Annotated in this window: 19 protein-coding genes and 4 pseudogenes; 10 read left to right on the top strand and 13 right to left on the bottom strand. The window is 65.0% G+C overall.

Translation table 11 applies throughout. The features are described from left to right. Positions 1 to 153: 153 nt before the first annotated feature. The 5 genes from OKW26_RS11355 to OKW26_RS11335 form a co-directional block, all read right to left on the bottom strand. A complete protein-coding gene (locus OKW26_RS11355; protein WP_184039756.1) occupies positions 154 to 735 on the bottom strand; it encodes a hypothetical protein in 582 nt (193 codons plus the stop codon). Between the two features lie 97 nt (positions 736 to 832). Next, a complete protein-coding gene (locus tag OKW26_RS11350; protein WP_429290500.1) occupies positions 833 to 1177 on the bottom strand; it encodes a DUF1488 domain-containing protein in 345 nt (114 codons plus the stop codon). Beyond that, positions 1174 to 1746: a DUF4142 domain-containing protein gene (locus OKW26_RS11345; protein WP_184059952.1), complete on the bottom strand. Its 573-nt coding sequence runs from the start codon at positions 1744 to 1746 to the stop codon at positions 1174 to 1176. Before OKW26_RS11345 ends, OKW26_RS11350 begins: the two co-directional genes overlap by 4 nt. A 60-nt stretch (positions 1747 to 1806) precedes the next feature. Further along, a complete protein-coding gene (locus OKW26_RS11340) occupies positions 1807 to 2358 on the bottom strand; it encodes a type 1 glutamine amidotransferase domain-containing protein (protein ID WP_429353650.1) in 552 nt (183 codons plus the stop codon). Between the two features lie 202 nt (positions 2359 to 2560). Next, positions 2561 to 2905: a chemotaxis protein gene (locus OKW26_RS11335; RefSeq protein ID WP_090809741.1), complete on the bottom strand. Its 345-nt coding sequence runs from the start codon at positions 2903 to 2905 to the stop codon at positions 2561 to 2563. Positions 2906 to 3075: 170 nt separating this feature from the next. Here OKW26_RS11335 and OKW26_RS11330 point away from each other — a divergent pair, with 170 nt between their 5' ends. Then, on the top strand, positions 3076 to 4383 hold the full coding sequence (locus OKW26_RS11330; protein ID WP_429353649.1) for a DNA topoisomerase IB: 1308 nt from the start codon (positions 3076 to 3078) through the stop codon (positions 4381 to 4383). A 250-nt stretch (positions 4384 to 4633) separates the two neighbouring features. Here the strand turns inward: OKW26_RS11330 and OKW26_RS11325 are convergent, their stop codons facing one another. Next, a complete protein-coding gene (locus OKW26_RS11325) occupies positions 4634 to 4945 on the bottom strand; it encodes a hypothetical protein (protein WP_090809736.1) in 312 nt (103 codons plus the stop codon). 300 nt (positions 4946 to 5245) lie between these two features. On the opposite strand from OKW26_RS11325, the gene OKW26_RS11320 reads away from it, so the two are divergent. Further along, entirely contained in the window at positions 5246 to 5749 is a 504-nt protein-coding gene (locus OKW26_RS11320) for a PRC-barrel domain-containing protein (protein ID WP_429353648.1), read from the top strand. Positions 5750 to 5811: 62 nt separating this feature from the next. Further along, positions 5812 to 6227: pseudogene (locus OKW26_RS11315) on the top strand (DUF3175 domain-containing protein). 38 nt (positions 6228 to 6265) lie between these two features. Here the strand turns inward: OKW26_RS11315 and OKW26_RS11310 are convergent. The 4 genes and pseudogenes from OKW26_RS11310 to OKW26_RS11295 form a co-directional block, all read right to left on the bottom strand. After that, positions 6266 to 9031, bottom strand: a complete 2766-nt coding sequence (locus OKW26_RS11310; protein ID WP_429353647.1) for a LuxR C-terminal-related transcriptional regulator — start codon at positions 9029 to 9031, stop codon at positions 6266 to 6268. A gap of 138 nt (positions 9032 to 9169) precedes the next feature. Further along, positions 9170 to 9976: a response regulator transcription factor gene (locus tag OKW26_RS11305; RefSeq protein ID WP_429353646.1), complete on the bottom strand. Its 807-nt coding sequence runs from the start codon at positions 9974 to 9976 to the stop codon at positions 9170 to 9172. 389 nt (positions 9977 to 10365) lie between these two features. Next, a pseudogene (locus OKW26_RS11300) lies at positions 10366 to 10773 on the bottom strand (YadA-like family protein); the annotation flags it as partial. 114 nt (positions 10774 to 10887) lie between these two features. Next, positions 10888 to 10992: a hypothetical protein gene (locus OKW26_RS11295; RefSeq protein ID WP_429354220.1), complete on the bottom strand. Its 105-nt coding sequence runs from the start codon at positions 10990 to 10992 to the stop codon at positions 10888 to 10890. Positions 10993 to 11057: 65 nt separating this feature from the next. Between OKW26_RS11295 and OKW26_RS11290 the strand changes: the two are divergent. Continuing rightward, positions 11058 to 11453, top strand: a pseudogene (locus tag OKW26_RS11290) (PLP-dependent aminotransferase family protein); the annotation flags it as partial. Positions 11454 to 11524: 71 nt separating this feature from the next. Beyond that, on the top strand, positions 11525 to 12097 hold the full coding sequence (locus OKW26_RS11285) for an FUSC family protein (protein WP_429353645.1): 573 nt from the start codon (positions 11525 to 11527) through the stop codon (positions 12095 to 12097). A gap of 25 nt (positions 12098 to 12122) precedes the next feature. Here OKW26_RS11285 and OKW26_RS11280 read toward each other — a convergent pair. Continuing rightward, positions 12123 to 13104: pseudogene (locus OKW26_RS11280) on the bottom strand (cupin domain-containing protein). Positions 13105 to 13221: 117 nt separating this feature from the next. Between OKW26_RS11280 and OKW26_RS11275 the strand changes: the two are divergent. Next, complete coding sequence (locus tag OKW26_RS11275) at positions 13222 to 13563, top strand: carboxymuconolactone decarboxylase family protein (RefSeq protein ID WP_184009880.1); 342 nt, start codon at positions 13222 to 13224, stop codon at positions 13561 to 13563. Between the two features lie 141 nt (positions 13564 to 13704). Here the strand turns inward: OKW26_RS11275 and OKW26_RS11270 are convergent, their stop codons facing one another. Further along, positions 13705 to 15201 (bottom strand): carbohydrate porin, encoded by a 1497-nt coding sequence (locus OKW26_RS11270; protein WP_429353644.1) that lies wholly within the window; start codon positions 15199 to 15201, stop codon positions 13705 to 13707. 1059 nt (positions 15202 to 16260) lie between these two features. On the opposite strand from OKW26_RS11270, the gene OKW26_RS11265 reads away from it, so the two are divergent. The 3 genes from OKW26_RS11265 to OKW26_RS11255 all read left to right on the top strand — a co-directional run bounded on the left by OKW26_RS11265 (position 16261) and on the right by OKW26_RS11255 (position 19715). Next, entirely contained in the window at positions 16261 to 16401 is a 141-nt protein-coding gene (locus tag OKW26_RS11265; protein ID WP_184009884.1) for a hypothetical protein, read from the top strand. A 214-nt stretch (positions 16402 to 16615) separates the two neighbouring features. Next, entirely contained in the window at positions 16616 to 18367 is a 1752-nt protein-coding gene (locus OKW26_RS11260) for an ABC transporter permease (protein WP_429353643.1), read from the top strand. A 10-nt stretch (positions 18368 to 18377) separates the two neighbouring features. Beyond that, on the top strand, positions 18378 to 19715 hold the full coding sequence (locus OKW26_RS11255) for an AAA-associated domain-containing protein (RefSeq protein ID WP_184059924.1): 1338 nt from the start codon (positions 18378 to 18380) through the stop codon (positions 19713 to 19715). Positions 19716 to 19883: 168 nt separating this feature from the next. Here the strand turns inward: OKW26_RS11255 and OKW26_RS11250 are convergent, their stop codons facing one another. Further along, positions 19884 to 20939, bottom strand: a complete 1056-nt coding sequence (locus OKW26_RS11250; protein ID WP_429353642.1) for an aldo/keto reductase — start codon at positions 20937 to 20939, stop codon at positions 19884 to 19886. Positions 20940 to 21200: 261 nt separating this feature from the next. Here OKW26_RS11250 and OKW26_RS11245 point away from each other — a divergent pair, with 261 nt between their 5' ends. Beyond that, positions 21201 to 25880 (top strand): DEAD/DEAH box helicase, encoded by a 4680-nt coding sequence (locus OKW26_RS11245; protein ID WP_429353641.1) that lies wholly within the window; start codon positions 21201 to 21203, stop codon positions 25878 to 25880. Positions 25881 to 25883 lie beyond the last annotated feature (3 nt).

Here is a 25883-nt window from a genome sequence, read left to right as displayed (position 1 = left end):
GGCAGCTCGAACGATCGCAGCCGCCGCGCGATGCGCGGCAACCGCGGGTGTCGCGCGACGTCGAAACAGCGCGGAAAACGGAAAACGGAAAACGGAAAACGGCCCGATGATCGTCATCGGGCCGTTTTTTGTTGGTATGCCACGTCGCTCATATCACGCGCGCTTCTCCGCGAATTCCTTGATCGGCTCGGGCGTCTTCAGCGGATCGAAATCGGCCCAGCGTCCCTGCTGCCAGCGGCCGGTCGCCTTCTCGATCGACACGCCGCCCGCTTCACGCAGCACACGCGCGGCGTCCAGCTGATTGTCGGGCGACACGTGCACGGCGACGAGCACGCCCGAATCGCGCGACTCCTCGTGATACGGCACGCGATGGTCCGATTTGCCGCGCTCCGTGGTGCGCGACATCGCGCCGACCAGCGAGCCGACATACGCGCCGACGCCGGCCGCGATCAGCGACACCAGCAGCGGCGCGGAAAACACCGCGAAGATCGCCACGCCAATCACCGCGCCAATCACCGCGCCGATCGTCACGCCCATGCCCGCGCCTTTAGGCGCTTCTCGCGCGCCGGGGTCGGTATCGGTGTCGCCGCCGATCGGGAAACGCGCATGCTGGCCGCGCGGATTGACGAAAAACAGCGTGACGTCCTCTTCCACGAAACCCGCATCGAACAGTTTTTGCGCCGCGCTTTCCGCAGCGGGAAAAGTCGTGAAGCGTGCTGCGACGATGAGTGACATACGGCCTCCTTATCGTTGATTGCCGCTCGCGGACGATCCTGTCGCCGGTGGCGCGAGTCGGAAGCAGCGCGCCCAGTCAATGCGACACGCAGCGGCGCTACGCCGCGGCGCCGCGATCCGGTTCCATGCCTTCCACTCTGAACAGTCCGCTATGCAACACTACGCCTTCTCCGTCGTTCTGGTCGAGCGCTTCCGCGCAGACCGAGCGGATGCGCTGACGGCCTCTGTCGAAAGCGGCCATCAACGCCGCTTCAAGCGCGGACTCCGCGCCGAAATGATCTTCCAGAGCCTCGGCAGTGATCGCGCAAACCACTGGCTCGCCATCGACGCGCGCAAGAAAGCGCACGGTCAGATTGGCGCCGTCGAAGGCCGCTTCGTCATCGGGGAAAGTGATCTGCATCAGAGAGTCCTCATAAGCAGGCCGTGGCAGGATCGCGTTCATGACGAGCCCTTCAATTTGCCGGCCAGTTGCTCCGCCATCTCGAGGTGATGCTTGATGGTTGGCAGCGCTTGCGCGGCCGCGGCCTTCAGTTGCGAGTCGGTGCCGCTCTCGCTTTGCTGCTGGAACAGGTCGACCGCGCGCTGATGCGCTTCCACGCCGACCTGCTCGACATAGGCCTGATCGAACTCGGTGCCCTTCAACGTCTGCAGTTTGCCGACCAGCGCGGAATCCGCGGACGGCGTCGGCTTGAAGCCCTTCTTAGCGACCAGCCCGGCCATTGCGTGCGACAGCTTCGTGTGGTCGGCGATCATCTGTTGAGCGAACTTCCTGACATGCGGATCGTTGGAGTTCTTCAGCGCGACCTTGCCAGCGGCGATTTCAGTGGCGTCCGACTTCGACGCTTCGAGCACGAACTGCTGATCCGCGGGTGACAGCGTCGTGCCGCCGGTCGGCGCTGCGCTCGCGGGCGCATCGCTCGCCTGCGCGCAGGCCGTGTCGATCGATGCCGCGCTCACGCCCAACACGGCCAGCGCGGCAGTCAACACTTGTAGGGAATACCGGAATTTCATGCATTTTCTCCCTGTCGAATCACCGATGCGCAGGCTCCGAAGCCAACGCGCCGCCCGCGATCAAGCCGCCTTGCGCTTCGTCAGTTGCGCGATCAGCGCCTTGTTGAACGCGGGAAGGTCGTCGGGTTTGCGGCTCGAAATAAGATTGCCGTCCTCGACCACTTCCTGATCGACCCACGTGCCGCCCGCGTTGCGAATATCGTCCTGCAGGCTAGGCCAGCTCGTCACCCTGCGCCCCTTGACGATCCCCGCCGATACCGGCAGCCACGTGCCGTGACAGATCACCGCGATCGGCTTCTTCGCGTTGTCGACCGCTTTGACGAACGCCTGCGCCTGCGGCAGCAGTCGCAGCGCGTCGCCGTTCACGACGCCGCCCGGCAACACCAGCGCGTCATAGTCGTCGGGACTGGCCTTGTCGAAGGTCGCATCGACGTCGACGGTATCGCCCTTGTCGACGTGTTTGAAGCCCTGGATCTTGCCCGGCTTCGCCGAGATCACATGGACCGTCGCGCCCTCCTCGGTGAGCGCGCGTTTCGGCTCCATGAGTTCTGCCTGCTCGAAACCATCTACGGCGAGTACCGCTACCTTGTAGCCATTCAGTGCATCAGTCATGCGTGCTCTCCTTCATGCGGCGCCGCGCTCATGCACTTGCCCGTGAGGCATGTGCATAGGTCTGCGCCTTCGCTAAGCGTGGTTACGCAAAACACGTGCCTGGTTGAGGCAGTGTTCAGGGGGCTGACATTACGTTGGCGATGCACCGACGCTGCGGTTGCGCCGTTCAGCTCGAGCCGCCGCGTGCGCAAAAGCGCCGTGGTCAGACGTCGGTTTCGTCTTCGTCGGAGCGTTCCGCGCCCGGCGGCACTTGCGGATCGACGACGTGGTCGGTGTCGATATCGCGGTCCATCTCCAACGTCGAATCGCCATCGGCCGACGCGCGCTCGCCCGTACCTGAGCGATCGGTATCGCTGCCGAGTGCGGCGTCGCCGGCTTCGAGCGCGTGATTGTCGAGCTCCGTATCGACGTCGAAATCGTGACGCCTCGCGCCCGCCACGTCGCTGCCGCTATCGGACGAGTCGCTGGGACCCAGCGCGCCCGTCGTGCCGGACGTTTGCTTGACGGTCTGCTGCGGCTCTTCATCGGGGTTGAGTGTGCTGCTCATGAAAGCTCCTTTCCGGTTGGTCACGTCGACTTTTCCGCAAGGACCGTTCCGCCTCAGCGCGCTGGTCACCTACCAGTGGCATCGCCCTTGCTTCCCGCCGATCACACGGCACACATCGCACCTACTCGGCGAACCGGTTCGAACCGGGTTTGAAACTTCTACCTGCAACAATGGCTACCGCGACTCATTCCACGACGACGTCACGCAGCCCGACCACCACGAACGGCAACACCGCACCCCAACCGATGCCGCCGGGACTGCGCCACGCCGACGACACGAGGCCCGGCTACACACGCAAGCGCGAGCGGAACGGCTTCATCTATTTCGACGTCGACGGCAAGCGCATCGTCGATGAGGACGAGATTCAACGCATCAATTCGCTCGCGATTCCACCCGCGTACGAAAACGTGTGGATCTGCCCCGATCCGCGCGGTCATCTGCAGGCGACCGGCCGCGACGCGCGCGGCCGCAAGCAGTACCGCTATCACCCCCGCTGGCGCGAAACGCGCGACGCCGACAAGTACGAACGGATGGCCGAGTTCGGCCGCGCATTGCCCAAAATCCGCGCGCGCGTGGCGCGTGATCTGAAGCTGCCCGGCATGCCGCTCGACAAGGTCGTCGCGGCCATCGTGCAGTTGCTCGACACGACGCTGATCCGCATCGGCAGCGCAGAATACGCGCGCGATAACCACTCGTACGGATTGACGACGCTGGGCAAGAAGCACGTGAAGATCAGGGCCGGTCAATTGCGCTTCCAGTTTCGCGGCAAGAGCGGCATCGAGCACGACGTGACAGTGGACAATCCGAACATCAAGCGCATCGTGCGACGTTGCGCGGAGCTGCCCGGTCACGACCTGTTCCAGTATCTCGACGAAGACGGCACGCGCCACAGCGTCGGCTCGACGGATATCAACGACTACCTGCGCCGCGTAAGCGGCGCGGACTTCACCGCCAAGGACTACCGCACGTGGGCCGGCAGCGTGTACGCGCTCGCGGCATCGCGCCGCTTGATGTGCAGCAGCGCGGCCGAAGCGCGTCGTCATATCGTCGCGATCGTGAAAGAAGTGGCGACGCTGCTACGCAATACGCCCGCCGTCTGCCGGCGCTGTTATATCCACCCAGCGATCATCAGCGCGTTCGAGGCCGACGAGTTGCAGAGCCTCGCGCCAAGCCAATCGCGCCGCGGACTCAAGGTAGATGAAGTGGCCTTTGCGGTGCTGCTCGCGCAGGCGGAAAAGCGTGCGGCGAAACTCGCGCGCGCATCCGGTGCCAAAGGACGCAAGACGCGGGAGTCGTCGGTCGACGACAGTATCAACGGTTCGTTGACGAGTCTGCTAAAAAAGTCGCGCGTGGTGCGCAAGAAAGCCACCGCCGCGAAAGACCAAAGCGCCGCGGCACATTTGCGAGCCACGGCACGCGTGCGTACGCGGCGCGCTGCGCGGGAAATGGCCTCCGAACCGGAACCGCCGGCCCAGTGACGGGCTCAGCGCTGAATCGACCCCGGCTCAAACGTCTTCCTCGAACGCCGCCATCACGAGCCAAACGTCGCGTTCGCCGTCGCGTATCTCCGCCGCCAGCGCATCGGCATTGCGCGAGGTCCCCGCCACAGCTGTTCGCCTGATAATGAATTTTCTTAGTCACGATTTTCTCCCTCGATGGGGAGCGCGATATCGCCCGCGCGTTACGATGAACGCACAGGTGCCTGGCCGCGCCCGCATCGATCCAGCGTTACTGTCCCTTCGTATCGCTGCTGGCATTGGCGCCGGGCGTGTTCGTCGTATCGGTCATCGGCTTGTTTGCCTTCGACTTCTTGTGATGATGTTTCATCGACGAAGTCGATCCCATGGTGCTGCCCGTGACATTCGACGCGGGCTCGTTGCCCGCCGTCGGCGCCGCGGTCGCCGCGCCATGCGCGTTGCCGCCGCCGGTGCCGCTATTGCCGTTACCGCCGCCCGCCTGCGCGAACGCGGCGCCCGACGCGACGGCGCCCGACGCGACCATACATGCCGCGAACAGCCATGCCTTCGGATACTTGCTCATCTGGGTTCTCCCTGAAGTAAAAGGACGGGTGCGATCCTTCGGTTCCCTGCTGCCATCACTGAGAATCGAGCAAGGCCTATGCCGCGCGATGCAGTCGTCGCATGCGCGCATCGCGCTTTGCTGATCAGCGCTGGCGTCGGCACTGACGAAATAATTGCAAACGCGCTCGCATCCTTTACGCACGCGGTGCCTCGTCGCGCGGATGCGCCGCGCGCCACGGCGTAACGGCGCCGCATGGCTAGATGGAACGGCCGTTGCTAAATGCCTCGGTACATTCACCCCTTCAAAAAGGAGCCCATCATGGTGATGCAGACCCAGACACAAGGTGCGAACATCGTCGGTAAAGGCGCCGCGACCGCGGAAGGCCCAGGTCCGGATGTTATGGCAGCGGCTACGCTCGACGGCAACAAGGTTATCAGCAGCGACGGCGAGCACATCGGCAAGATCAAGGACATCATGCTCGACGTGCGTTCGGGCCGCGTCGCGTATGCGGTGCTGTCGAGCGGCGGTTTTCTCGGCATCGGCGACAAGCTGCTCGCGATTCCGTGGAGTGCGCTGACACTCGATACGCAGGAAAAATGCTTCGTGCTGAACATGGTGGCCGAGAGCGTGAAGAACGCACCGGGATTTGATAAGGATCACTGGCCATCGATGGCGGATCAGACGTGGGCCACCACCGTGCATCAGTACTACGGCAGCGAACCGTACTGGGGCGACGTCTATACGAGGCGCGACGACCTCGGTGTCGGTGACATTCCCGCGGGTTCGTCGGATGCGCCCGAGGCCGGTGGCGTGAAGCTCTGATCGCCAAATCGACCATTTTCGACGTGTGGCGAGTCCGACATTCCGCTTCAGGAGACAACACAATGGCGACCCGAAAGACCAGCAGCAAATCGAAACGCCCTGTGTCTCGTGGCAAGTCGCGGGACGGCCAGCGCGTCAGCGCCACGCGCAGGCGCATGCCGCACATCGCGCCAAAACCGCGAAGTCGAGCGGCGCATCCGGCGCGAAGAGATGGTCGCATCACGTAATGGAAACGAGCGACGCGATGGACATCCAGAAGGATATTTTCAAAACCGGCAGCGCGGAGTCCATCGCGCAATCGTTGAAGCACTCGTCGACGGCGAGCCGCCGACGCAAGGGCACGCCGTTTCAATCGGCGATGTCGATGCTCAATTTCTACATCAATCGAGCGGGCCGAAACCTGCCGAAGGAGCGGCGCGATACGTTGCAGCGGGCCAAGCGCAAGCTGCGCGAAGCGTTTGGACGAGAGCCGCGGTGAGGTGACCGGATGACGGCGCCATCACGCGGCACGGCGCTTCAGTCGGCTCCAGGCTGAATGCCGAAGGCACTCTGCACGGCCTCGTACCGCGAATTGACGTTCAGTTTTTCGAACACGTTCTTCATGTGCCATTTGACCGTCTCGGGTGCCAGATTCAATGATCGTCCGATTTCCTTGTTGGACAGCCCGCGAGCGACGTAGCCCAGTATTTCGAGTTCTCGCGCGCTCAGTGTGCCCGGCGTTATCTTCGTGTTGGCATAGCTCGACGAAGAAGATGGCGCGTTATCCGCCTCGTCGAAAGCCGACAGCACCGTGCCGATATACGTGGCGTGCCCGGTCGCGATTTCCGATGGCGTGCGGCGAAAGCGTTCCAGTAACGCACGCATCGGTGGCCCCTCGTCCACGAAGCTATTGATCATCCCCATCGCGCCGCCGATCCGCACCGCGTTTCCCAGCGCGGCGAACGCCTGTTCCGAAGCACCGTTCTGCTCATGCGCGAGAGAAAGCAGCAGCGAAACGACGGCCTCGGCATAGCGCCAGCCCAGTGCAACCAGATTGTCGAGTGAGCGCGAGAGAAAACCAACCGCGTCGCCGGCGGCATTTTCAGCGAGCAGAACGCGGGCTTGCAGCACGCAGTAGCTTGCCCACGTTTCCATCGCCGAACCCCGTCGCCCTTCGCACATCATCGGTACGCTCGCGCTCAGTTCGTCGGTGACCTGTCGCGCCTCGACTACCCTACCGTCGGCAAGCAGCTGTCTGACGGTTTCCGCATCGCACGCGAGCTTCAGACGCAGCCATCGACGGGTTATCGCGAGCTGTCGACCGTCCTCGAGAACGGCGAGTGCCGGCCCTTTTTTGCCATCCCGCCACAGCAGGCGCGACGCGGTAAGCATATAGCGCATCAATGCGGCGAGCGGCGAAGTCTCCAGCGCGATGGTCATGCGACCGTCGATCAACTTGCGCGCCTTGGACAGCTCGTTGCACTCGTAGTAAATCGACGCAAGGCAACCGGCTACCGCGGCCGCGCCCGCCGACCACTCTCCTAGCTTGTCTTCGGAGTACCGCATCGCGACCTCCATCACCCGCCTCGCATCGGGAAGTTCGCCGTGTATCAGCGCGGCGATGCCGTACACCGCGTCGCGCAACATATCCGCGCTGTTCGGTTTCCGGCTGAGTCCCACCTGATCGACCCGCGCTCTCCATACGCGGGAGATGTAGGCGAACTGCCCTCTATACATCAAGCCAAAAATCTCCGCGCTTTGCCCGTAATGGCGTACCCACGGTTCCGCAGGCGCCGTCGATGCCTCAACGGCACGCCCGAGTTCCAGCGCATGTTCGCTGTCGTCGTTCACGCAAGCGATCACCGCGTGGATCGCGTTGATCTCCGCCCATGCGACCTCGTCGGCTACCGACCGATCATCACGGGCCATTCGTTCGAACTCGTCGGCAATCTCGCCGATCTCCTTCGACGCGCGCGCGGTCTCAAGCGACATCGCGAGAGCCCAGGCTTTCACCAGACGCAAGCGCAGTCGACCCGCGATCACGTCCGGCGGCAGTTTGCGAATCCAGCCCGGCAGCATGAACGGGTCGCCGCGTTGGAGCATCTCCATCGCACAGTTTTCGGCCCACTGCACCGCCTGCCCGATGTCGCCCGCTGCCAGCGCATGTCGCACGGCTTCGCGCCACAGGCGAGCCCGCGCGAACCACAGGCTGGCCCGGCGATGCAGCAACGGAACCTGTCGTGGCGTCTGACGCATGAGACGGCGGCGAAGCGCATCGCTCAGCAATGCGTGATAGCGATACCAGTTCTGCGTCTCATCGAGCGGCCGGATGAACACGTTATGCCGCTCGAGCCAGTCCAGCTTTTCTCCGCTTTCACCCTCACCGCCCATGACATCGTCGCACAGCGTCGCCGTAAGCCGCTCGAGAATCGACGTGTAAAGCAAAAACGTCAGCATGGGCGGCGGCAAATGCGCAAACACCGTATCGTTCAGGTAGCGATCGATGCCGAAGCGGGAACCGGCGAGATGACTGGCGAGCGCGGCCACGTCATCGATCCGGTTCAGTCCGAGCGAAGCCAGCTGCAAACCGGCCACCCAGCCTTCGGTCGCGCTGTTCAACAACTCGACGCTGTTGCGGTTGAGCAGCGCGTTACCGGTGTGGTCGAAAAACGCCTGAGCATCGTCGAGCGAAAAGCGCAGATCGTCGACATTCACACGCGAAAGTTTGTCGGGCGAGCGCAGCCCGCTCAGCGACAGCGCCGGTTCACCGCGCGCGCCGAGCAGCACGTGCAGGTTGTCGGGCGCGTAGCGCAGCAGGCGCGACACGATCGCGAGAACGGGTTTCGCGCTCAGACGGTCGACGTCGTCGAGCACCAGGAAAACACCGCGGCCGTATGCGGCAATGCCATTGATCAGCACTGAAATGACCGTTCTGACCGGTGTGTGTGCATCGTTATCGAGAAGTTGCTGTGCCTGCCACGCGATCTCCTTCGACGCGCGACAAAGCGCCGCCACCAGATAGGCCCCGAGTTGCTGCGGATCGTCGTCTTCTCCATCGAGACTGAGCCACGCAACGGGACGCTTCTTTCTCGTTTGCGCTTCGCTCCACGCGGCAAGCAAGGTCGTTTTGCCGAAACCCGCGGGCGCGGTCACGAGCGTAATGTGACCCGGACGCCGTTCATCGAGTCGCCGGAGCAATCCCGGCCGTTGCACGCAACCCGCGGGAAGACGCGGCGGCATCATCTTGGTCTGGATCAGCGACACGATCCATTCACGCTCGAAACTATCAGCGGTTGTATTCATGAGTTGTCCTCTCACCGGCTATCCGTGAGAGGCATGGAGGATCGTTGTGAATTTGTTTTCAAGATACGCCGAACCGTGTGACGACTCAATGAGGAGCCGCGCAACGAGGCGCGACCAGCGCAATCCGCTTCAGGTCGCTCATGGTCTCGTGTCGGATCTCTGGCGGAGATCGCTTTGCGCGCCCTGCTCGGACCCGTCGTTCTTCGCGACAGCGTCTTCCGGCTCGGTGCTCGCCGGCGCTTGCGCTTCCGCGCTGCCAGCATCGGCCTCGTCAAGGCGGTAGCCGTGCGTATAGACGGTCGTCAATCGCACGCCGTTGTCCGGATGCAGGGCCAGCTTGCGTCGCAGCCGGTAGATATGCGTGTCGATCGTGCGCGACGTACTATCCAGCTCGCGGCCCCACGCAAGCTTCGCCAGAAGCCGCTTGGAAACGACCCGTCCGACGTTCGCGAAGAAATAGGCCGCCACGTCGAATTCCTTTTCCGTCAACAAGATCGATTCGCCGTGCAGAAAAACACTGCGCTGCGTGACGTCGAATACGTACGGCCCAACCGCGATTGCACTTTCCACCTTGATGCTGCGTCTTGTGCGACGCAACAGCGCGCCTACCCGTGCCCCCAGCTCTTTGGCCCGGAACGGCTTGACGACGTAGTCATCCGCGCCGGCGTCCAGCGCCTGCACGATGTCGACTTCCAGAAGTCGGCTGGTCACGAACAGCACCGCGGGTTCGCGGCCCAGGTGACGGCGTATCCAGTACAGCACCTCGAAACCGCTCATGCCCGGCAATTCCCAGTCGAGCACCACGAGATCGACCTCGTTGGCCTGAAGAAAACTGATTGCGTCCTTGCCCCGCTCGACCTTGTTTATTCGATGCCCGGATTGCCCGATTTCCCTTTCGACCGAATCAGCTTGCGCGGGATCGTCTTCCACCAACAGGATATTCATCTATCACCTTTTTTCTTTCGCCCTGGCGACTTGAAGACCGGCCCGCTCGACAGATGCTGCGAAAGACATTCGCATCTGGAATTCCACTCACACGAGCAAGCAGTTCAAACAGGACGAAAAAGCCAACATAAAAAATCGCATACGGCACCAGGTCGGCGTGAGCGGCCAGCGGCGCCGGCTCCGTATGCGTTGTGAATTTCGAGAAGAAAGATAGAGCCAGTCGCTTTTCAAATCCCCCCCTTTCGGAGGGGGGGATGGTGTTTTCGAAGGGGGGCTCATATTGCACGATCACCCCCCTTATCAGCGATTCGATCTGGCGCGCGAGCATCCGGCCGCGCGTCGGCGGCGGTAATGGATCGGGATCGTCGCGGACATACAGCCGGTTTCCCCGTCGCGCTCGTACCGACGCCGCCCTTGACCTTCAGGTTGGCGGTCACGCGCGCGGAAAAGCCGATTGCAACGGCCGTGTAGCCCTTGTAGTTGCCCGAGCCGATTCCAACCGCGAGGGTCTTGCCGGGGTCGACGTCCGGGATCATCGTCAACGCGGTCGCGCCGGCGATGCCTGAATAGGCCTGGCGCGCCGCCGCGTTCCCCCCCTGCTGAACCGAGTCCAACTGCTGCATGTTGATCGCGTCGGTCGGACTGACGCCCGGCGCGACGTTCGAGATCGTCCGTTCGTGACCGAGCGAGCCGATCGACACCGAGTTCGCGTCGCTGGCGGCGGAGCCCGCACCGAGCGCGACCGAGTTGGGCGCGGCCGCAACCGCATTCGCGCCGAGCGCCGACGAACCCGCGCCGCCGAGCGTGACTTTCGTGTGGGATGGGGTCGTCGTACTGGACCGCGTCGCCGAGGCCGGTGGACAGGGAAGCGAGGCTGCTGTTGGTCGTGATCAGCGCGGTGGGAAGCGACGTTACGTCGCTTTGTGCGTGCTGATGTCAGTTGAGGTCGACGTCGACAACGAAGTCAATTGCCTAAAATTGACGGCATCGGTCGGGCGCACGCCCGCGCCGCGCATCACGACGACCTTGCCCGGTTGCACGCGGCCGTCCTTGATCGCCGCGATCGCATCGTCGGATGTCGATGCCTGCGCCGCTGTCGACGCTGATCGCAACGCGCTGGATCGAGGACGGCACCGCGCAGACGATCCTCGACGCGCAGCGCGCCGAGTTGCGCGCGCGCCAGGAGATCGCGCGCGAACTATTGCCCGCCGAGCATCTGAAGAGCGACCCCGCATGCATGTTCGTGTGGTTGCGCGTGCCGCCGCCGTGGCGCTCGGACGACTTCGCGGCAAACGCGCTCGCGCGCGGGGTCAACACGATGCCCGCATCCGCGTTCGCGGTCGATCGCTCGACGGTCGAGCACGGCGTGCGCATCGACCTCGCTTGCGCCGAGTCGCGCGAGCAGTTGACGCGTGGCCTGCTGATTCTCGCGCACACGCTGCGCGACCGGCCGCGTGCGCTGTTCGGCACGATCTAGCTAGCAGTGGAAGCGTAAAGCGGAGCCGCTAGAATACGGCACCCTCTGCCCAGCCGAGCCGCCTTCATCCGATGACTCCGTCCGACGATTCAAGCCCTTCCTCGCGCACGCACGCCGCCGATGCGCTGTTCGCTTTCCTGAAGACGCTGCCGCTCGGCGACCGCTTGATCGAGGGCGGCTTCATGGCCGTGCAGGCCGTGGCGGGCGCGAGTCTCGCGTTCGGCATCGCTCGCGCGCTGCACACCGAGCAGGCGTTCTGGGCCGCGATCACCGCGATCGCGGTGAGCCAGCATAGTTATATCGACACCCGCAAGCTGTCGCGCGACCAGTTCATCGGTGCGATGGTCGGCGGTATTTGCGGGCTGATCGGCACGCTCGCGGGCGGCGGCCATTTTGCCGCGTACGCGGCGACCGTGGCGGTCGCGATCCTGATCTGCTGGGTCGTCAACGTCGGCAGCGCAGCGCGCCTCGGCGGCATCACCGCGACGATCATGCTGCTGGCGCCAGGCGTCGGCCCGGCGTGGGACAAGGCCTTGCTGCGGCTTGCCGAAGTGACGCTCGGCACGGTCTGCGCGCTCGTGGTCGCGCGACTGATGGCGTCGTTCGAAAAGCGCGCGTTCAGCAAGGGCGGACCGCCCAGATAGAATCGCCCACGCGTTGAGTCTTTAGTCAGTCATCCAGAGCATCGTCCGTTGGCGTGCGGCGCCGGTAACGTCCCGGCGTCACACCGACGCTTTGCGCGAACGCCTTGCCGAACGCCGCCTCCGATTGATAGCCGACCGCCTCGCCGATGTCCGCCGCGCTGCGTTGTGTGCGCAACAGCAGATCGCTGGCGATCGCCATGCGGATCTGCGTCAGAAAATCCATCACGGTCACGCCCGCGCGCTCGTTGAAGTGGCGCGCGTAGGTCGCGCGCGACATCGCCGCGCGCTCGCCGAGTTCAGAGATCGTCCATGCGCGTTCGGGCGCGTCGAGCATGGCCTGCACCGATGCGCCGAGGCGTGCGTCCGTCAGCAACGCGAGCATCCCGGTGCCGTTCGCATTGCGCTCGCCGTGCACGCGCAGTGCCATCGCGAACAGCGCGTGGCTCAAGGCCGTCACGATCGCGAGCGCGCCAGGCTGACGCCGCTCCGCTTCGCCGCGCATCAGAGTGATCACCGCCTGCAACGCATCGAGCGTTTGCGCATCCCCGAGCGATACGTGCAGCGGATCGGGCAGCACATTGAGCAGCAACGCCGATGAACCGGGTGCATAGACGAAGCGGCCGCACAGCAGATCGACGCCGTCATGAATCGCGCTGTCGTTGGGCGCGTGCGCGGCCGTGGCAGTGGTTTCGTGGCCATCGTTGCGCCGCACCGGCAGCATGCCGTCATGCCCGAGCGTCAACGGCAGGCCACCCGCCGAGCGCTTTACGTCGCGCATGCGATGCGCGGGCGCCACGCGGAAACAGCATGAAATCGCCGGCCTGCAATTCGAGCGGCACGCCGGCGGCGGTCTCGATCACACAGCTGCCGTCGAGCACCAGATGAAACGGCGCGACGCCCGCCTCCAGCGGCGCGTGATCGATGTCGAATGCGCCTGATAGCAGGCAGCGAAGATCGAGACTCGCTTGCGGCCGGGCAAGGTCGATCAGGCGACTGAGCGTGTCCATGAGACGAGCGCGCTAAAAGTTGAGTCGAATCAGTATTCAGGATATCGCGGCGCGGCGCAATACTTTGTCCCACGACGCCGGCAACCGCCGGCGCGCAATGGACCAAGGAGCACTGCCATGTTGAACTGGATCGATTACCGCAAGGAACTGTTCGGCCGTATCGGCGAAATGTCAAAGCTCGCGCCCGAAAGCGTGAAGGCGTATCAGGCGATGTCGAGCGCCGGTCAGAAGACCGATCTGCTCGGCGCGAAAACGCGCGAGCTGATTGCGCTCGCGGTAGCGGTCAGCCTGCGCTGTGACGGCTGTATCACGGTCCATACGGCCGAGGCGCTGAAGCACGGCGCGACCCGCGAGGAAATCGCCGAAGCGCTCGGCGTCGCGATGGCGATCAACGCGGGCGCGACGCTGGTGTACTCGGCGCGCACGCTGGACGCGGTCGCCGCGCACACGCAGGGGTAAGCGAGGTTGATGTTTAGACGCAGCGATCGCCAAGTCGTCGTCCGTCCTTACGTGCCGCATCGACCGATCATGTCCGGCGATGCGGCGCGCGGCCCTTGTTGCAGCGATCGATCAAACGCCTACCAGCCTGGTGACCGTTCCTCAGAACTGAATCGTCGTGCGCAAACCGAGAACCGCTTCGTTCTCGATGCGCTGGGACGAATCGTCCGGATGCGGAATTCCGCCGCCCGGCCGCCAGAAGTACTGGAAGTCCGCTTGCAGCATCCACCACGGCGCGACCTGATACTGATAGGTGGCTTCGAGCATCGTCTCCGCGCTGCGCGACGGATAGCCCGGCGTGTACAGCGGCTGCGCGCTCGCAAGATCCTGCGCGTGCGAGCCGATCTTCGCATAGCCGAGTGCGAGCCCGACCACGTCGTTGTCGCGCCCCTTGAACGGCGCCTTGAGCGTCACGCCCGCATTCACGCCGAGATCGACCAGATTCCGATCGCCCGGCGCACCCATGATGCGCGCGAACACACCGAGCGACCGCGGACTGTCGGAGCCCGCGCGCCACACCATCTGATCGGCGACCGCGTAGAAGCTGTAGTTGCCACGATGACTCGTCGGCACGCCGTTGCTCGCCGGATTCGCTAGCGACAGGCCGCTCGTGTCGAAACCCTGATCCGCGAAGTGGTTGCTGTTGTACCAGAAGCCGAGCTTGTAGGTGCCCGGCAGGCCGGCCGGCTTCGGATCGGACGCATTCGCCGACGGCTGGTTGATCGCGTACTGCAGTTCGCCGATCACGAGCACGCCGTTGCCGAGATTGAAGTTCGTGCCGCTCGCGTTGAGCTTTTGCGGATCGCCGACGCCTGGCGCCGGATTGCCGTCGAATACGCCGCCCAACACGGTTACTCCGTTCGCGAACGACGCCCGCGCCCTCACGCCGAGCGACGACAGCGGATAGGCCGGGCCGCCCGCCGGCAGATCGACGGACGGCAGCACTGGCCAACCGAACGTCGCGTTCATGAAGGTGGCCGCGTACTGGCTGACCATGAACTCCTGATCGAGACTCTGCTGACCGATCTTGACGTCGACGTTGCCGAGCGACTGCTGATACCACAGTTCCCACAGACGGGTCACGGCGTCGGCTTCGATGCCGCTCGCGGTTTGCAGCGTTTGCAGATTTCTGGCGGTCAGGCTCGTGCCGTGAATCTGCAGACCGGACACGTTGAAAGTGCCGCCTGGCAATCCAAACGCCTTTTGCGTATCGACGACGAGTCCGAACTCGGTCAAGCCTTGATAAGCACCGCCGCGATTCGTCCCGCCCGAGAGGTTGCCCATGTACTCGCCGGTCTCCTGCAGATTGAAAGTCACACCGTAGTTGCCGAGCCACGGACGCAAACCGCCCATGTCGCCGAGCAGGTTCGGGCGCTCCCACAATCCCGTGGGCGCGGCGACGCTCTGATCGGCGGGCGCCGCATTGTCCGTGGCGCCGGGAGCCGGGGCGGCCGGGGCGGTCGATGGCGCCGCTTGCGTCGGCGCGGCTTCGCCGGGTGTCTGCGCGAACGCGCAAGGAACGAGGCCGAGAGAAAGAACCGCGCTCACGGCGATGGCACCGCCGGAGCTCTGCGGTCTGCGCTTGTAGATATTTTCCATCACGTATCTGGGGTTGAAGTTATAGGCGGATCGCTCCGTTGTTGTTCGCACACGCAGATGGCAAACGTGTGTTCAATTCATTGCCGGCATGCAAGCTCGCGCGAGCCAGCGACGTTACCGTGACGCACTCCGGCGCACAACGAGCGCAATGCGAAAGCGCAACCGCCTCTGCAAGCAGAGGTTGCAGACGACGGTCAGAAAAGAGGAAGCGTGCTACGGAAAACCGGCAGCAAAGGCCGGTCAGAATTGAAGCGCGCTAACCCGAATGGGGCGAGTTAGCGGCGAAGGAGTGAACCTGCGGCGACTATCTCGCGGTTGTGTTGCCGGCGCTGGCCGGCATCGGACTTCCACTGCCTGAACATGCGTCCATGGGTGACTCCTTCGATACGTTGGGGCGAATTGTATTGACGTCGCCCGAAAAAGCGCAAGTAAAAAAACGCATAAAGACAACGTCGGGTTCTCGGGGCCGCACGCAATGATTCTCGAACTCGTTGCGCAAGCCTTCGTCGATAAATGTTGGCTCTGCTTACAGAATCTGGTTGACTCCGGGTTTTTACCGCGTCTAGAATTCGCCCGTCTTCTCAAATGGGGCTGATGCCTTGGACACCTGCAGTAGTCGATCTTCGAACAGTTTCACTGCCTGACCGGCAGAACGTCCGCGCCCCTTCCCCGCGCCGCCGTTCCGCCAGCAGGCAGAACGGTGCGCGCCGTAGCAAATCTTCTTCGTGCACCTCGATCATGAGCGCCATGTGGACGCGGCCTTCGCTCGTCCACACTGGCACGCCCTCGCAAGCCTTCGGGTTTGCGGCCGACGCTCGCCGATACCCGCGCCTGGTCGCGGGTTCTGGCGAGGCCGGTAAAACCACGCTGCGTGCCTGAGCGCAGTTCAACCCGACGAGGAGCCCCATGCCCGACAGTGACAGTTGTTGTTTATGCCCCTTCCCTTCAGCCTTAGAGAAGGAAAGCAGCTAGCAATCTGACGCCGCGCCAAGCGTGCGACGTTGGACCGTCTGCCCGCTTTCCGCTTGCCGCGTCACATACGACGCGCGGAGAAACGTCATGTATTTCGCTCTGCTTTTGCCGCATCTGCCCTATCGCAACGAGTCGCGCGCTCACTACGAGTCGCTTCTGTCGCTCGATCCGGTCCAATCGAATCGGCTTGTCACGCTGTGGCGCCGAATCGGGTCGCTGCTCTCTTAAGTCCTGCCAGGTTTCTGTCACGAATCAACGCCATTATCGAAAGATTGTGGCGTTGCCTCGTCGTGGCCGTTGCTTGCTGAATGTGCCCTTTCATCAACTTGCGATTCGTCATGTTCCAACTCAACAATCCCTCGCGAATCGATGCATGTGTCGCCGCCCTGTACGGCGGCACGACTTCGCTGTGCGCAAATACCCACGGCCCCGGAGGTTACTGATGGAGTTCGGTTTCAACCTGAACCGCACCGCCAATGCATCCGCACGACGGCTGCGTCCAAACGGATGGGACTTCGTCGCGTTCCCGCTGATCATCTGCCTGATCGCGATGGCGTCGATCGGCTTTCACGAGACGCTCGCGCCGATGTCGACGCTAAAGACGCAGGCGATCTCGCTCGATCCGGCCAACCTGCCCGAGTACGCGATGCGCACCACGCTGCGCATGCTCGCGGCGATGGTCGCGTCGCTGATCTTCACGCTGGTCTACGGGACGCTGGCCGCCAAGAGCCGCCGCGCCGGTCTCGTGCTGGTGCCGATTCTCGACATCCTGCAGTCGGTGCCGGTGCTCGGCTACATCTCGTTCACGGTGACGTTCTTCCTCGCGATGTTCCCGGGCCGCGTGCTCGGCGCCGAACTCGCCGCGATCTTCGCGATCTTCACGAGCCAGGCGTGGAACATGACGTTCAGCTTCTATCAGTCGCTGCGCACGGTGCCGCGCGATCTCGACGAAGTCTCGCGCGGCTTTCATCTGACTTCATGGCAGCGCTTCTGGAAACTCGAAGTGCCGTTCTCGATGCCCGGCCTGATCTGGAACATGATGATGTCGATGTCGGGCGGCTGGTTCTTCGTCGTGGCTTCCGAAGCGATCACGGTCGGCAATCATACGGTTACGCTGCCGGGCATCGGCGCCTACCTGGCGCAGGCGATCAGCGACAAGAACCTGCACGCGATCGGCTGGGTCATCCTCGCGATGACGGTCGTGATTCTCGCCTATGACCAGTTGCTGTTCCGTCCGCTCGTCGCGTGGGCCGACAAGTTCCGCATGGAGACCACGACTTCGGGCAACGCGCCGCAGTCCTGGCTGCTCGACACGATGCGGCGCACACGTCTGATTCATCAGTTGCTGACGCCGGCGGGCGTGATGCTCGCGACCACCGCACGCATTCCGTTCCGTGTGCCTTTCGCGAGCGCGCGACGCGCCAGCGGACCGCGCGGCGAGAAATCGACGCGCGTGGGGGACATCGTGTGCGGCGTGCTCGTATTCGTGCTGACGGTCTATGCGATCTATCGCGTCGTCGCCTATGTGCGTGCCGGCGTCACGCTCGACGAGGTCGGTCACGTGTTCGTGCTCGGGCTCATCACACTACTGCGGGTCGCCGTGCTGATCGCGATCTCCTCGGTGATCTGGGTACCGATTGGCGTGTTGATCGGCCTGCGTCCGGCGCTCGCCGAGAAGGTCCAGCCGCTCGCGCAGTTTCTCGCCGCGTTCCCCGCGAACCTGCTGTTCCCGGTGTTCGTGATCGTGATCGTGCGCTTTCATCTGAATCCGGATATCTGGCTGTCGCCGCTGATCGTGCTCGGCACGCAGTGGTACATCCTGTTCAACGTGATCGCGGGCGCGACCGCCTATCCGAACGACTACCGCGAGGCGGCCATCAATTTCCGCATCCGGGGCTGGCAATGGTGGCGCCAGCTGATGCTGCCGGGCGTATTCCCTTACTACGTAACTGGCGCGATCACCGCATCGGGCGGCGCGTGGAACGCGAGCATCGTGTCCGAGTTCGTCCAGTGGGGCGATACCAATGTGGTCGCGCACGGCCTCGGCGCCTATATCGCCGAGACGACCGCCGCGGGCGACTTTCCGAAGATCATCCTTGGCGTCGCCGTGATGTCGCTATTCGTCACGCTATTCAACCGCGCGCTGTGGCGCCCCCTGTATGCCTTTGCCGAAATCAGGCTGCGACTCGACTAGGAGTGAACCCATGCAAAACGTCATTCAAGCCATTCCCGCCGACCGGCTCCAGTCGCCGCCGCCCGTGGGCGCGCAAGTGCTGAACATCGAGCACGTGAGCCGCGGCTTCCATAAAAACCAGAGCGACCTGCTGGTACTCGACGACGTCAATCTGACGCTGCACGAGGGCGAAATCGTCGGACTGCTCGGCCGCTCGGGCTCGGGCAAGTCGACGCTGTTGCGCATCATCGCCGGTCTGATCCGGCCGACGAGCGGCAATGTGACCTACCTGGGCAAGCCGCTCGACGGTCCCGCCGAGGGTGTCGCGATGGTGTTCCAGACCTTCGCGCTGTTTCCGTGGCTGACGGTGCTGCAGAACGTCGAAGCGGGGCTGGAGGCGCTCGGCGTCGGCGTCGAGGAGCGGCGCACGCGCGCGCTCGCCGCGATCGATCTGATCGGCCTCGATGGTTTCGAAAATGCGTATCCGCGCGAACTGTCGGGCGGCATGAGGCAGCGCGTCGGCTTCGCGCGCGCGCTCGTCGTCGATCCGACCATCCTGCTGATGGACGAGCCGTTCTCCGCGCTCGACGTGCTGACCGCCGAAACGCTGCGCACCGACCTGCTCGACCTGTGGAACCAGGACCGCATGCCGATCAAGTCGGTGCTGATCGTCACGCACAACATCGAGGAAGCCGTGTTCATGTGCGATCGCATTCTCGTGCTGTCGTCGAACCCCGGGCGCGTGGTGGCCGAGACCGTAGTGCCGTTCGCGCATCCGCGCAACCGGCTCGACCCGGATTTTCGCGCGCTCGTCGACGAAATCTACGCGAAGATGACCGCGCGCCCCAGCGACACCGCGGCCAAACGCGAACTCGAACCCGGCAGCTGGTTGCCGAACGTGTCGACCAACCTGATGGCCGGTCTGCTCGAAACGCTCGCTGCAGCGCCCTACAACGGCCGCGCCGACATGCCCGAGATCGCGCGCACACTGCAGCTGGAAGTCGACGAACTGTTCCCGATCGCGGAGATGCTGCAGTACCTCGGCTTTGCCGAAGTCAGCGAGGGTGACGTGTTCCTGACGCCACCCGCGCATCGATTCGCCGAGGGCAGCACGCAGGAGCGCAAGATCATGTTCGCCGATCATCTATTGCAGCGCGTGCCGCTCGCCGCGCGAATCAGAAAGGTGCTCAACGAACGGCCCGGACATCGCGCGCCGCGCGTGCGCTTCGAGCAGGAACTCGAGGACCTGCTGTCCGACAGCGCGGCGCAGGAGACACTCGATGCGGTGATCGACTGGGGTCGTTACGCGGAAATCTTCTCGTACAACGACAAGACGGAGACTTTCAGTCTTGCGGACGTCGAGACCTGAGCGAGTGCCGAAACGAAATGGCCGCGGAGAACCTGAGAGCGGTGGATCGTCTTCACGAGTCGGCGGTTTTTCCAGTCGACCGCCTCAGGCCCGCGCGCGAGCATGAAACTCGCGCGGCCCATCGATGAAGATTCGGGCTTCCAGGGCGAACGCGAGTACGCCGTCGCGTTATCGCTGCACGACGTGCCGAACCTCGGCCAGCTGCTGCCGGCGTTGCTCGCCCTGCCGCTCCAGCATCCAGCCGGGGTACTCCGCCGGCAGCGCGCTGACTTCGGCCAGCTTCGCGAGCTCATCGGCGGATAGCGCGACGTTGGTCGCCGCGATGTTGTCGTCGAGCTGCTCGATTTTCTTCGCGCCGACGATGACCGTGCTGACGACACGCTGATGCAGCAGCCACGCCAGCGCGATCTGCGCGACCGAGACGTTTTTCGCTGCAGCGATTTCGCGCATCACGTCGATGCAGTCATACGCGCGCTCGCGATCGACAGGCGGAAAATCGAAGTTCGTGCGACGGCTGCCCGCTTCGGCCTGCTGCTCGCGTCCGTATTTGCCGCTCAGCAAACCACCCGCGAGCGGACTCCACACCATCAGGCCGAGGCCTTCGCTTTGCAGCATCGGCACGAGTTCGCGTTCCAGATCGCGGCCCGCGAGCGTGTAATACGCCTGCAGCGTTTCGAAGCGCGCGGTGCCGAGCCGCTCGGCGATGCCGAGCGCCTTCGCGATCTGCCACGCGGCCCAGTTCGATACGCCGACGTAGCGCACGTGGCCGTGCTGCACGAGCGTATCGAGCGCGCGCACGGTTTCTTCGATCGGCGTGGCCGGATCGAAACCGTGGATCTGATACAGGTCGACGTGATCGAGTTGCAGACGCTTCAGGCTCGCCTTGATGCCGTCGAGGATGTGATAGCGCGACGCGCCGCGCGCGTTTGTGAACTCGCCGGTCTGGCCGAACACCTTGGTCGCGATCACGACCTTGTCGCGCGGTACTTGCAGATTCTTCAGCGCCTGGCCGGTGATCTGCTCGGACAGGCCGCCCGCGTAAACGTCGGCGGTGTCGATGAAATTGATGCCCGCGTCGAGCGCCCGGCCGACCAGCCGCTCCGCGTCGTTCTGCTGCAGATCGCCGATCTGCCGCCAGATGCCTTCGCCACCGCCGAAGGTCATCGTGCCCAAACACAACTCTGAAACAAACACACCGGTACGGCCCAACTGGTTATATCTCATTGTCGACGCTCCATCGTGGGTGCAGGAAGAGTCGTCAAGCGTACTGCAATTGGCGGAGGTTGGTAGGAGTGGCGCACACGCCGCAAAAGACTACGAATTCCAGCAGCGGCGCGACGCCCGATGCGCCGCGCACGAGCGGCGAAAACCTGCGAGACTGACGGCTATTGCGCCGTCAGCGTGGAATGACCCACAACCGCCAAAACGGTCGACATTGCCCGGTACCGACTGGATATCCCCCGCGCCGCCCTCATCTGCACAAGCATGACTTCGGCAAAGACTTCCGCCGCACTCGACGCGGCGCCCCGCTCCCGCAAGGCCCGCTCCACCGCGAGCGCGGCGCGCGCCGCCGCGCCAGCCTTACCGCGAGCCCAGCAGGCGCTCGACAGTTTTCACCCAGCCGTCGCCAACTGGTTCCAGCAAACCTTCGCCGCCCCGACCGACGCACAAGCCGCCGCGTGGCCGCAGATCCGTAGCGGCCGCTCGACGCTGGTCGCCGCGCCGACGGGCTCCGGCAAGACGCTGACCGCGTTCCTGTCCGCGCTGAACGACCTGGTCTCGCAAGGCCTCGCGAACGGCGGCACGCTGCCCGACGAAACGCTGGTCGTCTACGTGTCGCCGCTGAAGGCGCTTTCGAACGACATCCGCCTGAATCTGCAACTGCCGCTGCAAGGCATCGCCGCCGAACTCGACAGGCTCGGCCTGCCGCCGCTCGACATTCGCACCGCGGTGCGCACCGGCGATACCACGCAGCAGGAACGCAACGCGTTGAAAAAGCGCGCGCCGCACATTCTCGTGACGACGCCCGAGTCGCTGTACGTGCTGCTCGGCTCGGATTCTGGCCGCCGCATGCTGGCGACGGTGCGCACGGTGATCGTCGATGAGATTCATGCGCTCGCCGGCAGCAAGCGCGGCAGTCATCTCGCGCTGAGCCTCGAACGGCTCGACGCCCTCTGCGCCCGGCGCCTGCCGCGCATCGGGCTGTCGGCGACGCAAAAGCCGGTCAGCGCGGTCGCGCGGTTTCTGGTCGGCGGCGCGAGCCTCGAGAGCGACATACCGGCCGAGTGCGCGGTGATCGACGTCGGCCACGTCCGCGCGCGCGACCTCGCGCTCGAGATCCCGCCGGTGCCGCTCGAAGCGGTGATGGCCAACGAAGTGTGGGAGCGCGTCTACGACCGGCTCGCCGAACTGGTCGCGCAGCACCGCACGACGCTGATCTTCGTCAACACGCGCCGGATGGCCGAGCGCGCCGCGCGTCATCTGACCGAGCGGCTCGGCAAGGACGCGGTCGCCGCGCATCACGGCAGTCTCGCGAAAGAACATCGTTTCGACGCCGAACAGCGCCTGAAACGCGGCGAACTGCGCGTTCTGATCGCGACCGCGTCGCTCGAACTCGGCATCGATATCGGCGACGTCGACCTCGTCTGCCAGATGGGTTCGCCACGCGCGATCGCGCCGTTCCTGCAACGCGTCGGCCGCTCGGGCCACCACGTCGGCGGCATGCCGAAGGGGCGGCTCTTTCCCGCCTCGCGCGACGACCTGCTCGAATGCGCGGCGCTGCTCGATTGCGTGCGGCGTGGCGAACTCGATGCGTTACGCATCCCGCGCGCGCCGCTCGACGTGCTCGCGCAACAGATCGTCGCGGAAGTGTCGAGCGCCGAGTGGAGCGAGGATGCGCTGTTCGACATGCTGCGGCGCGCAGCGCCGTACGCGGATCTGTCGCGCGAGCAATACGACGCGGTGCTGCGCATGCTCGCCGAGGGCTACACGAGCCGCCACGGTCCGCGCGCCGCGTACGTGCATCGCGATGCGGTAAGCGGCACGCTGCGCGGCCGGCGCGGCGGCAAGCTGGTCGCCGTAACGTCGGGCGGCACGATCCCCGAAAACGCCGATTACGCCGTCGTGCTCGAACCGCAGGCGATCAATATCGGCACCGTCAACGAGGACTTCGCGGTCGAAAGCCTCGCCGGCGACGTGTTCCAGCTCGGCAACGCGTCGTATCGGATTCTGCGAATCGAGAGTGGGCGGGTGCGGGTCGAGGACGCACAAGGGCAACCGCCGAACATTCCGTTCTGGCTCGGCGAGGCGCCGGGGCGCAGCGACGAGCTGTCATTCGCGGTCGCGAGATTGCGGCAGCAGGTCGAGCGTTTGCTGACGGAGGGCGAGCCGGCGTCACAGGCGGTTGCGTCGGTGCCAATCGCCGCGGCGCAATTCGAAGCAGCCGCAACGCCCGCGAAAACCGCGGCAAAGAGAGGACGCAAAGCGAAAGCTGCCGTGGCGCAGAGCGCGACGCAGACCGCAACGGCGTCCGCAACCGCCGCAGCCACGCTGCCCGCGAGCGAAGCCGAACCCACGGCCGCGCGCCTCGACCGCGCCATCGCCTGGCTCGCCGACGAGCTCGCGCTCGACGAGTCCGCCGCGCGCCAGATCGTCGAATACCTGGCGCGTGCGCGCGCCACGCTCGGCGTACTGCCGACGCAGAGCACGCTGGTGATGGAGCGCTTCTTCGACGAATCGGGCGGCACCCAGCTCGTGATCCACTCGCCGTTCGGCAGCCGCGTGAACCGCGCGTGGGGGCTCGCGCTGCGCAAGCGCTTCTGCCGCGGCTTCAACTTCGAGTTGCAGGCCGCCGCCACCGAAGACGCGATCGTGCTGTCGCTGACCGGCAGCCACTCGTTCGTGCTCGACGAGGTCTGGCGCTATCTGCACTCGAACAGCGCCGAACATCTGCTGATCCAGGCACTGCTCGATGCGCCGTTGTTCGGCGTGCGCTGGCGCTGGAACGCGACGACCGCGCTCGGCCTGCCGCGCTACACGGGCGGCCGCAAGACCGCGCCGCAACTGCAGCGCATGCGCAGCGAGGATCTGCTCGCGAGCGTGTTTCCCGAGCAGGCCGCGTGTCTGGAGAACGTCGTCGGCGAACGCGAGGTGCCGCGCCATCCCTTAGTCGACCAAACCATCGACGACTGTCTGCACGACGCGATGGACAGCGAACGCTGGCTCGCGCTGCTGCGCCGCATCGAGCGCGGCGAGTTGCGGCTCGTCGCGCGTGATCTGCCGGCTCCGTCACCGCTCGCCGCCGAAATCCTGACCGCGAAGCCCTACGCGTATCTCGACGACGCGCCGATCGAGGAGCGCCGCACCCAGGCGGTGCTGAACCGCCGCTGGACGGACCCTGAAAGCGCCGACGATCTTGGCGCGCTCGACACCGCCGCGATCGACAGCGTGCGCGACGAGGCGTGGCCGCAGGCGCGCAACGCCGACGAAATGCACGAAGCGCTGACGGGCCTCGCGTGCATCACCGGGGCCGAGGCGCTCGCGCACGAGGATTGGCCGACGCTGCTTGCGGCGTTGGCGAAAGCCGGCCGGGCGACGCGCTTGCCGCTGGCCGCGCAAGCCAACGCGAGCACGGGCAACGACAACGCCAGCGACAGCGCACTGTGGCTGCCCGCCGAACGCCTCACCTGTTTCGAAGCGCTGTACCCCGGCATCGCGCGCAATCGCTACATGCCGCCGCTGAGCGCCCCGAAGGGCTACACCGAGAACTGGAGCGCCGACGACGCGCTCGTCGACGTGTTGCGCGCGCGGCTGACCGGCTTCGGCCCGCTGACGGTCGAGGCGATCGCGCGCCCGCTCGGTTTGCCGGCCGACCGGATCGAACAGGCGCTGATCCGGCTCGAAGCCGAAGGCTATCTGTTGCGCGGCCGCTTCACGCCGCACACGAGCGACGAGGAATGGTGCGAACGACACCTGCTCGCACGCATCCACCGCTACACGGTGAGGCGGCTGCGGCGTGAGATCGAGCCGGTCGAGCGGCACGACTTCATGCGCTTCCTGTTCGAATGGCAGCATCTGACGCCGACCACACGCGCCGAAGGCCGCGACGCGCTCGCCGCCGCGCTCGACCAGCTCGAAGGCTTCCAGGCCGCGGCCGGCGCGTGGGAGGAAGACATCCTGCCCGCGCGCGTGCGTGCCTACACCAGCAGTTCGCTCGATGAGCTATGCCGCGCCGGCAAGATCGTCTGGACCCGCCTGACCGAGCGGGCGCGCGGCGCCGCCGGTCCGGTCCGCGGCACGCCGATCGTGCTGCTGCCGCGCGTCCAGCTGCGTGCGTGGCGCGCGCTGCTCGATCCGGCGCGCCAGGTCGAGTTGTCGGCGCTCGCGCAAAGCGTGCACGACACCCTCGCGCAACACGGCGCGATGTTCTTCGACGAACTGCTCGCCGAGGTGCGCGTGCTGCGCATGGAGCTCGAAAACGCGCTCGGCGAGCTGGTCGCGGCCGGCCTCGCGAACTCCGACAGCTTCGCGGGCTTGCGCGCGTTGCTGAAGCCAGTCGCCAAACGCAACGCGTTTTCCAGCAGCCGGCGCGCGCGAGCGAGCGCGCTGATCGGCGGCATGGACGACGCGGGGCGCTGGGCGCTCGTAAGCCGTCCGTCCGCCGTCGCGCCGGAAAATCCCCCCGAACGGCGGCGCCAGTTGCCGCCCGAGGCGCTCGAACACGTCGCAATGACGTTGCTGCGCCGCTACGGTGTCGTGTTCTGGCGCGTGCTCGAACGCGAGGCCGAATGGCTTCCGCCGTGGCGCGATCTGCTGCGCGTTCTGCAGCGGCTCGAGGCGCGCGGCGTGATCCGCGGCGGGCGGTTCGTCAACGGACTCGCGGGCGAGCAGTTCGCGCTGCCCGAGGCGATTCCGCTGCTGCGCGAGGTGCGCCGGCAGCCGAACGACGGTGCTCTTATCTGCGTTGCTGGGACCGATCCGCTGAATCTCGTCGGCACGCTGCTGGTCGGCGACAAGGTGCCGGCCGTGACCGGAAACCGCGTGCTGTATCGCGACGGCGTGGTGGCGGCCACGCTGGTGGCCGGCAAGTTCCGGTTCGACGCGGCGCTCGACGCCAACCCGCCCGAACGCGAACGCGCCCGCGCGCTGCTGGCGCGCCGCCTCTAGCGA

Source organism: Paraburkholderia sp. 32, assembly GCF_050435345.1.
GTDB lineage: Bacteria > Pseudomonadota > Gammaproteobacteria > Burkholderiales > Burkholderiaceae > Paraburkholderia > Paraburkholderia tuberum.
This window is presented reverse-complemented; position numbering and strand designations above follow the sequence as displayed.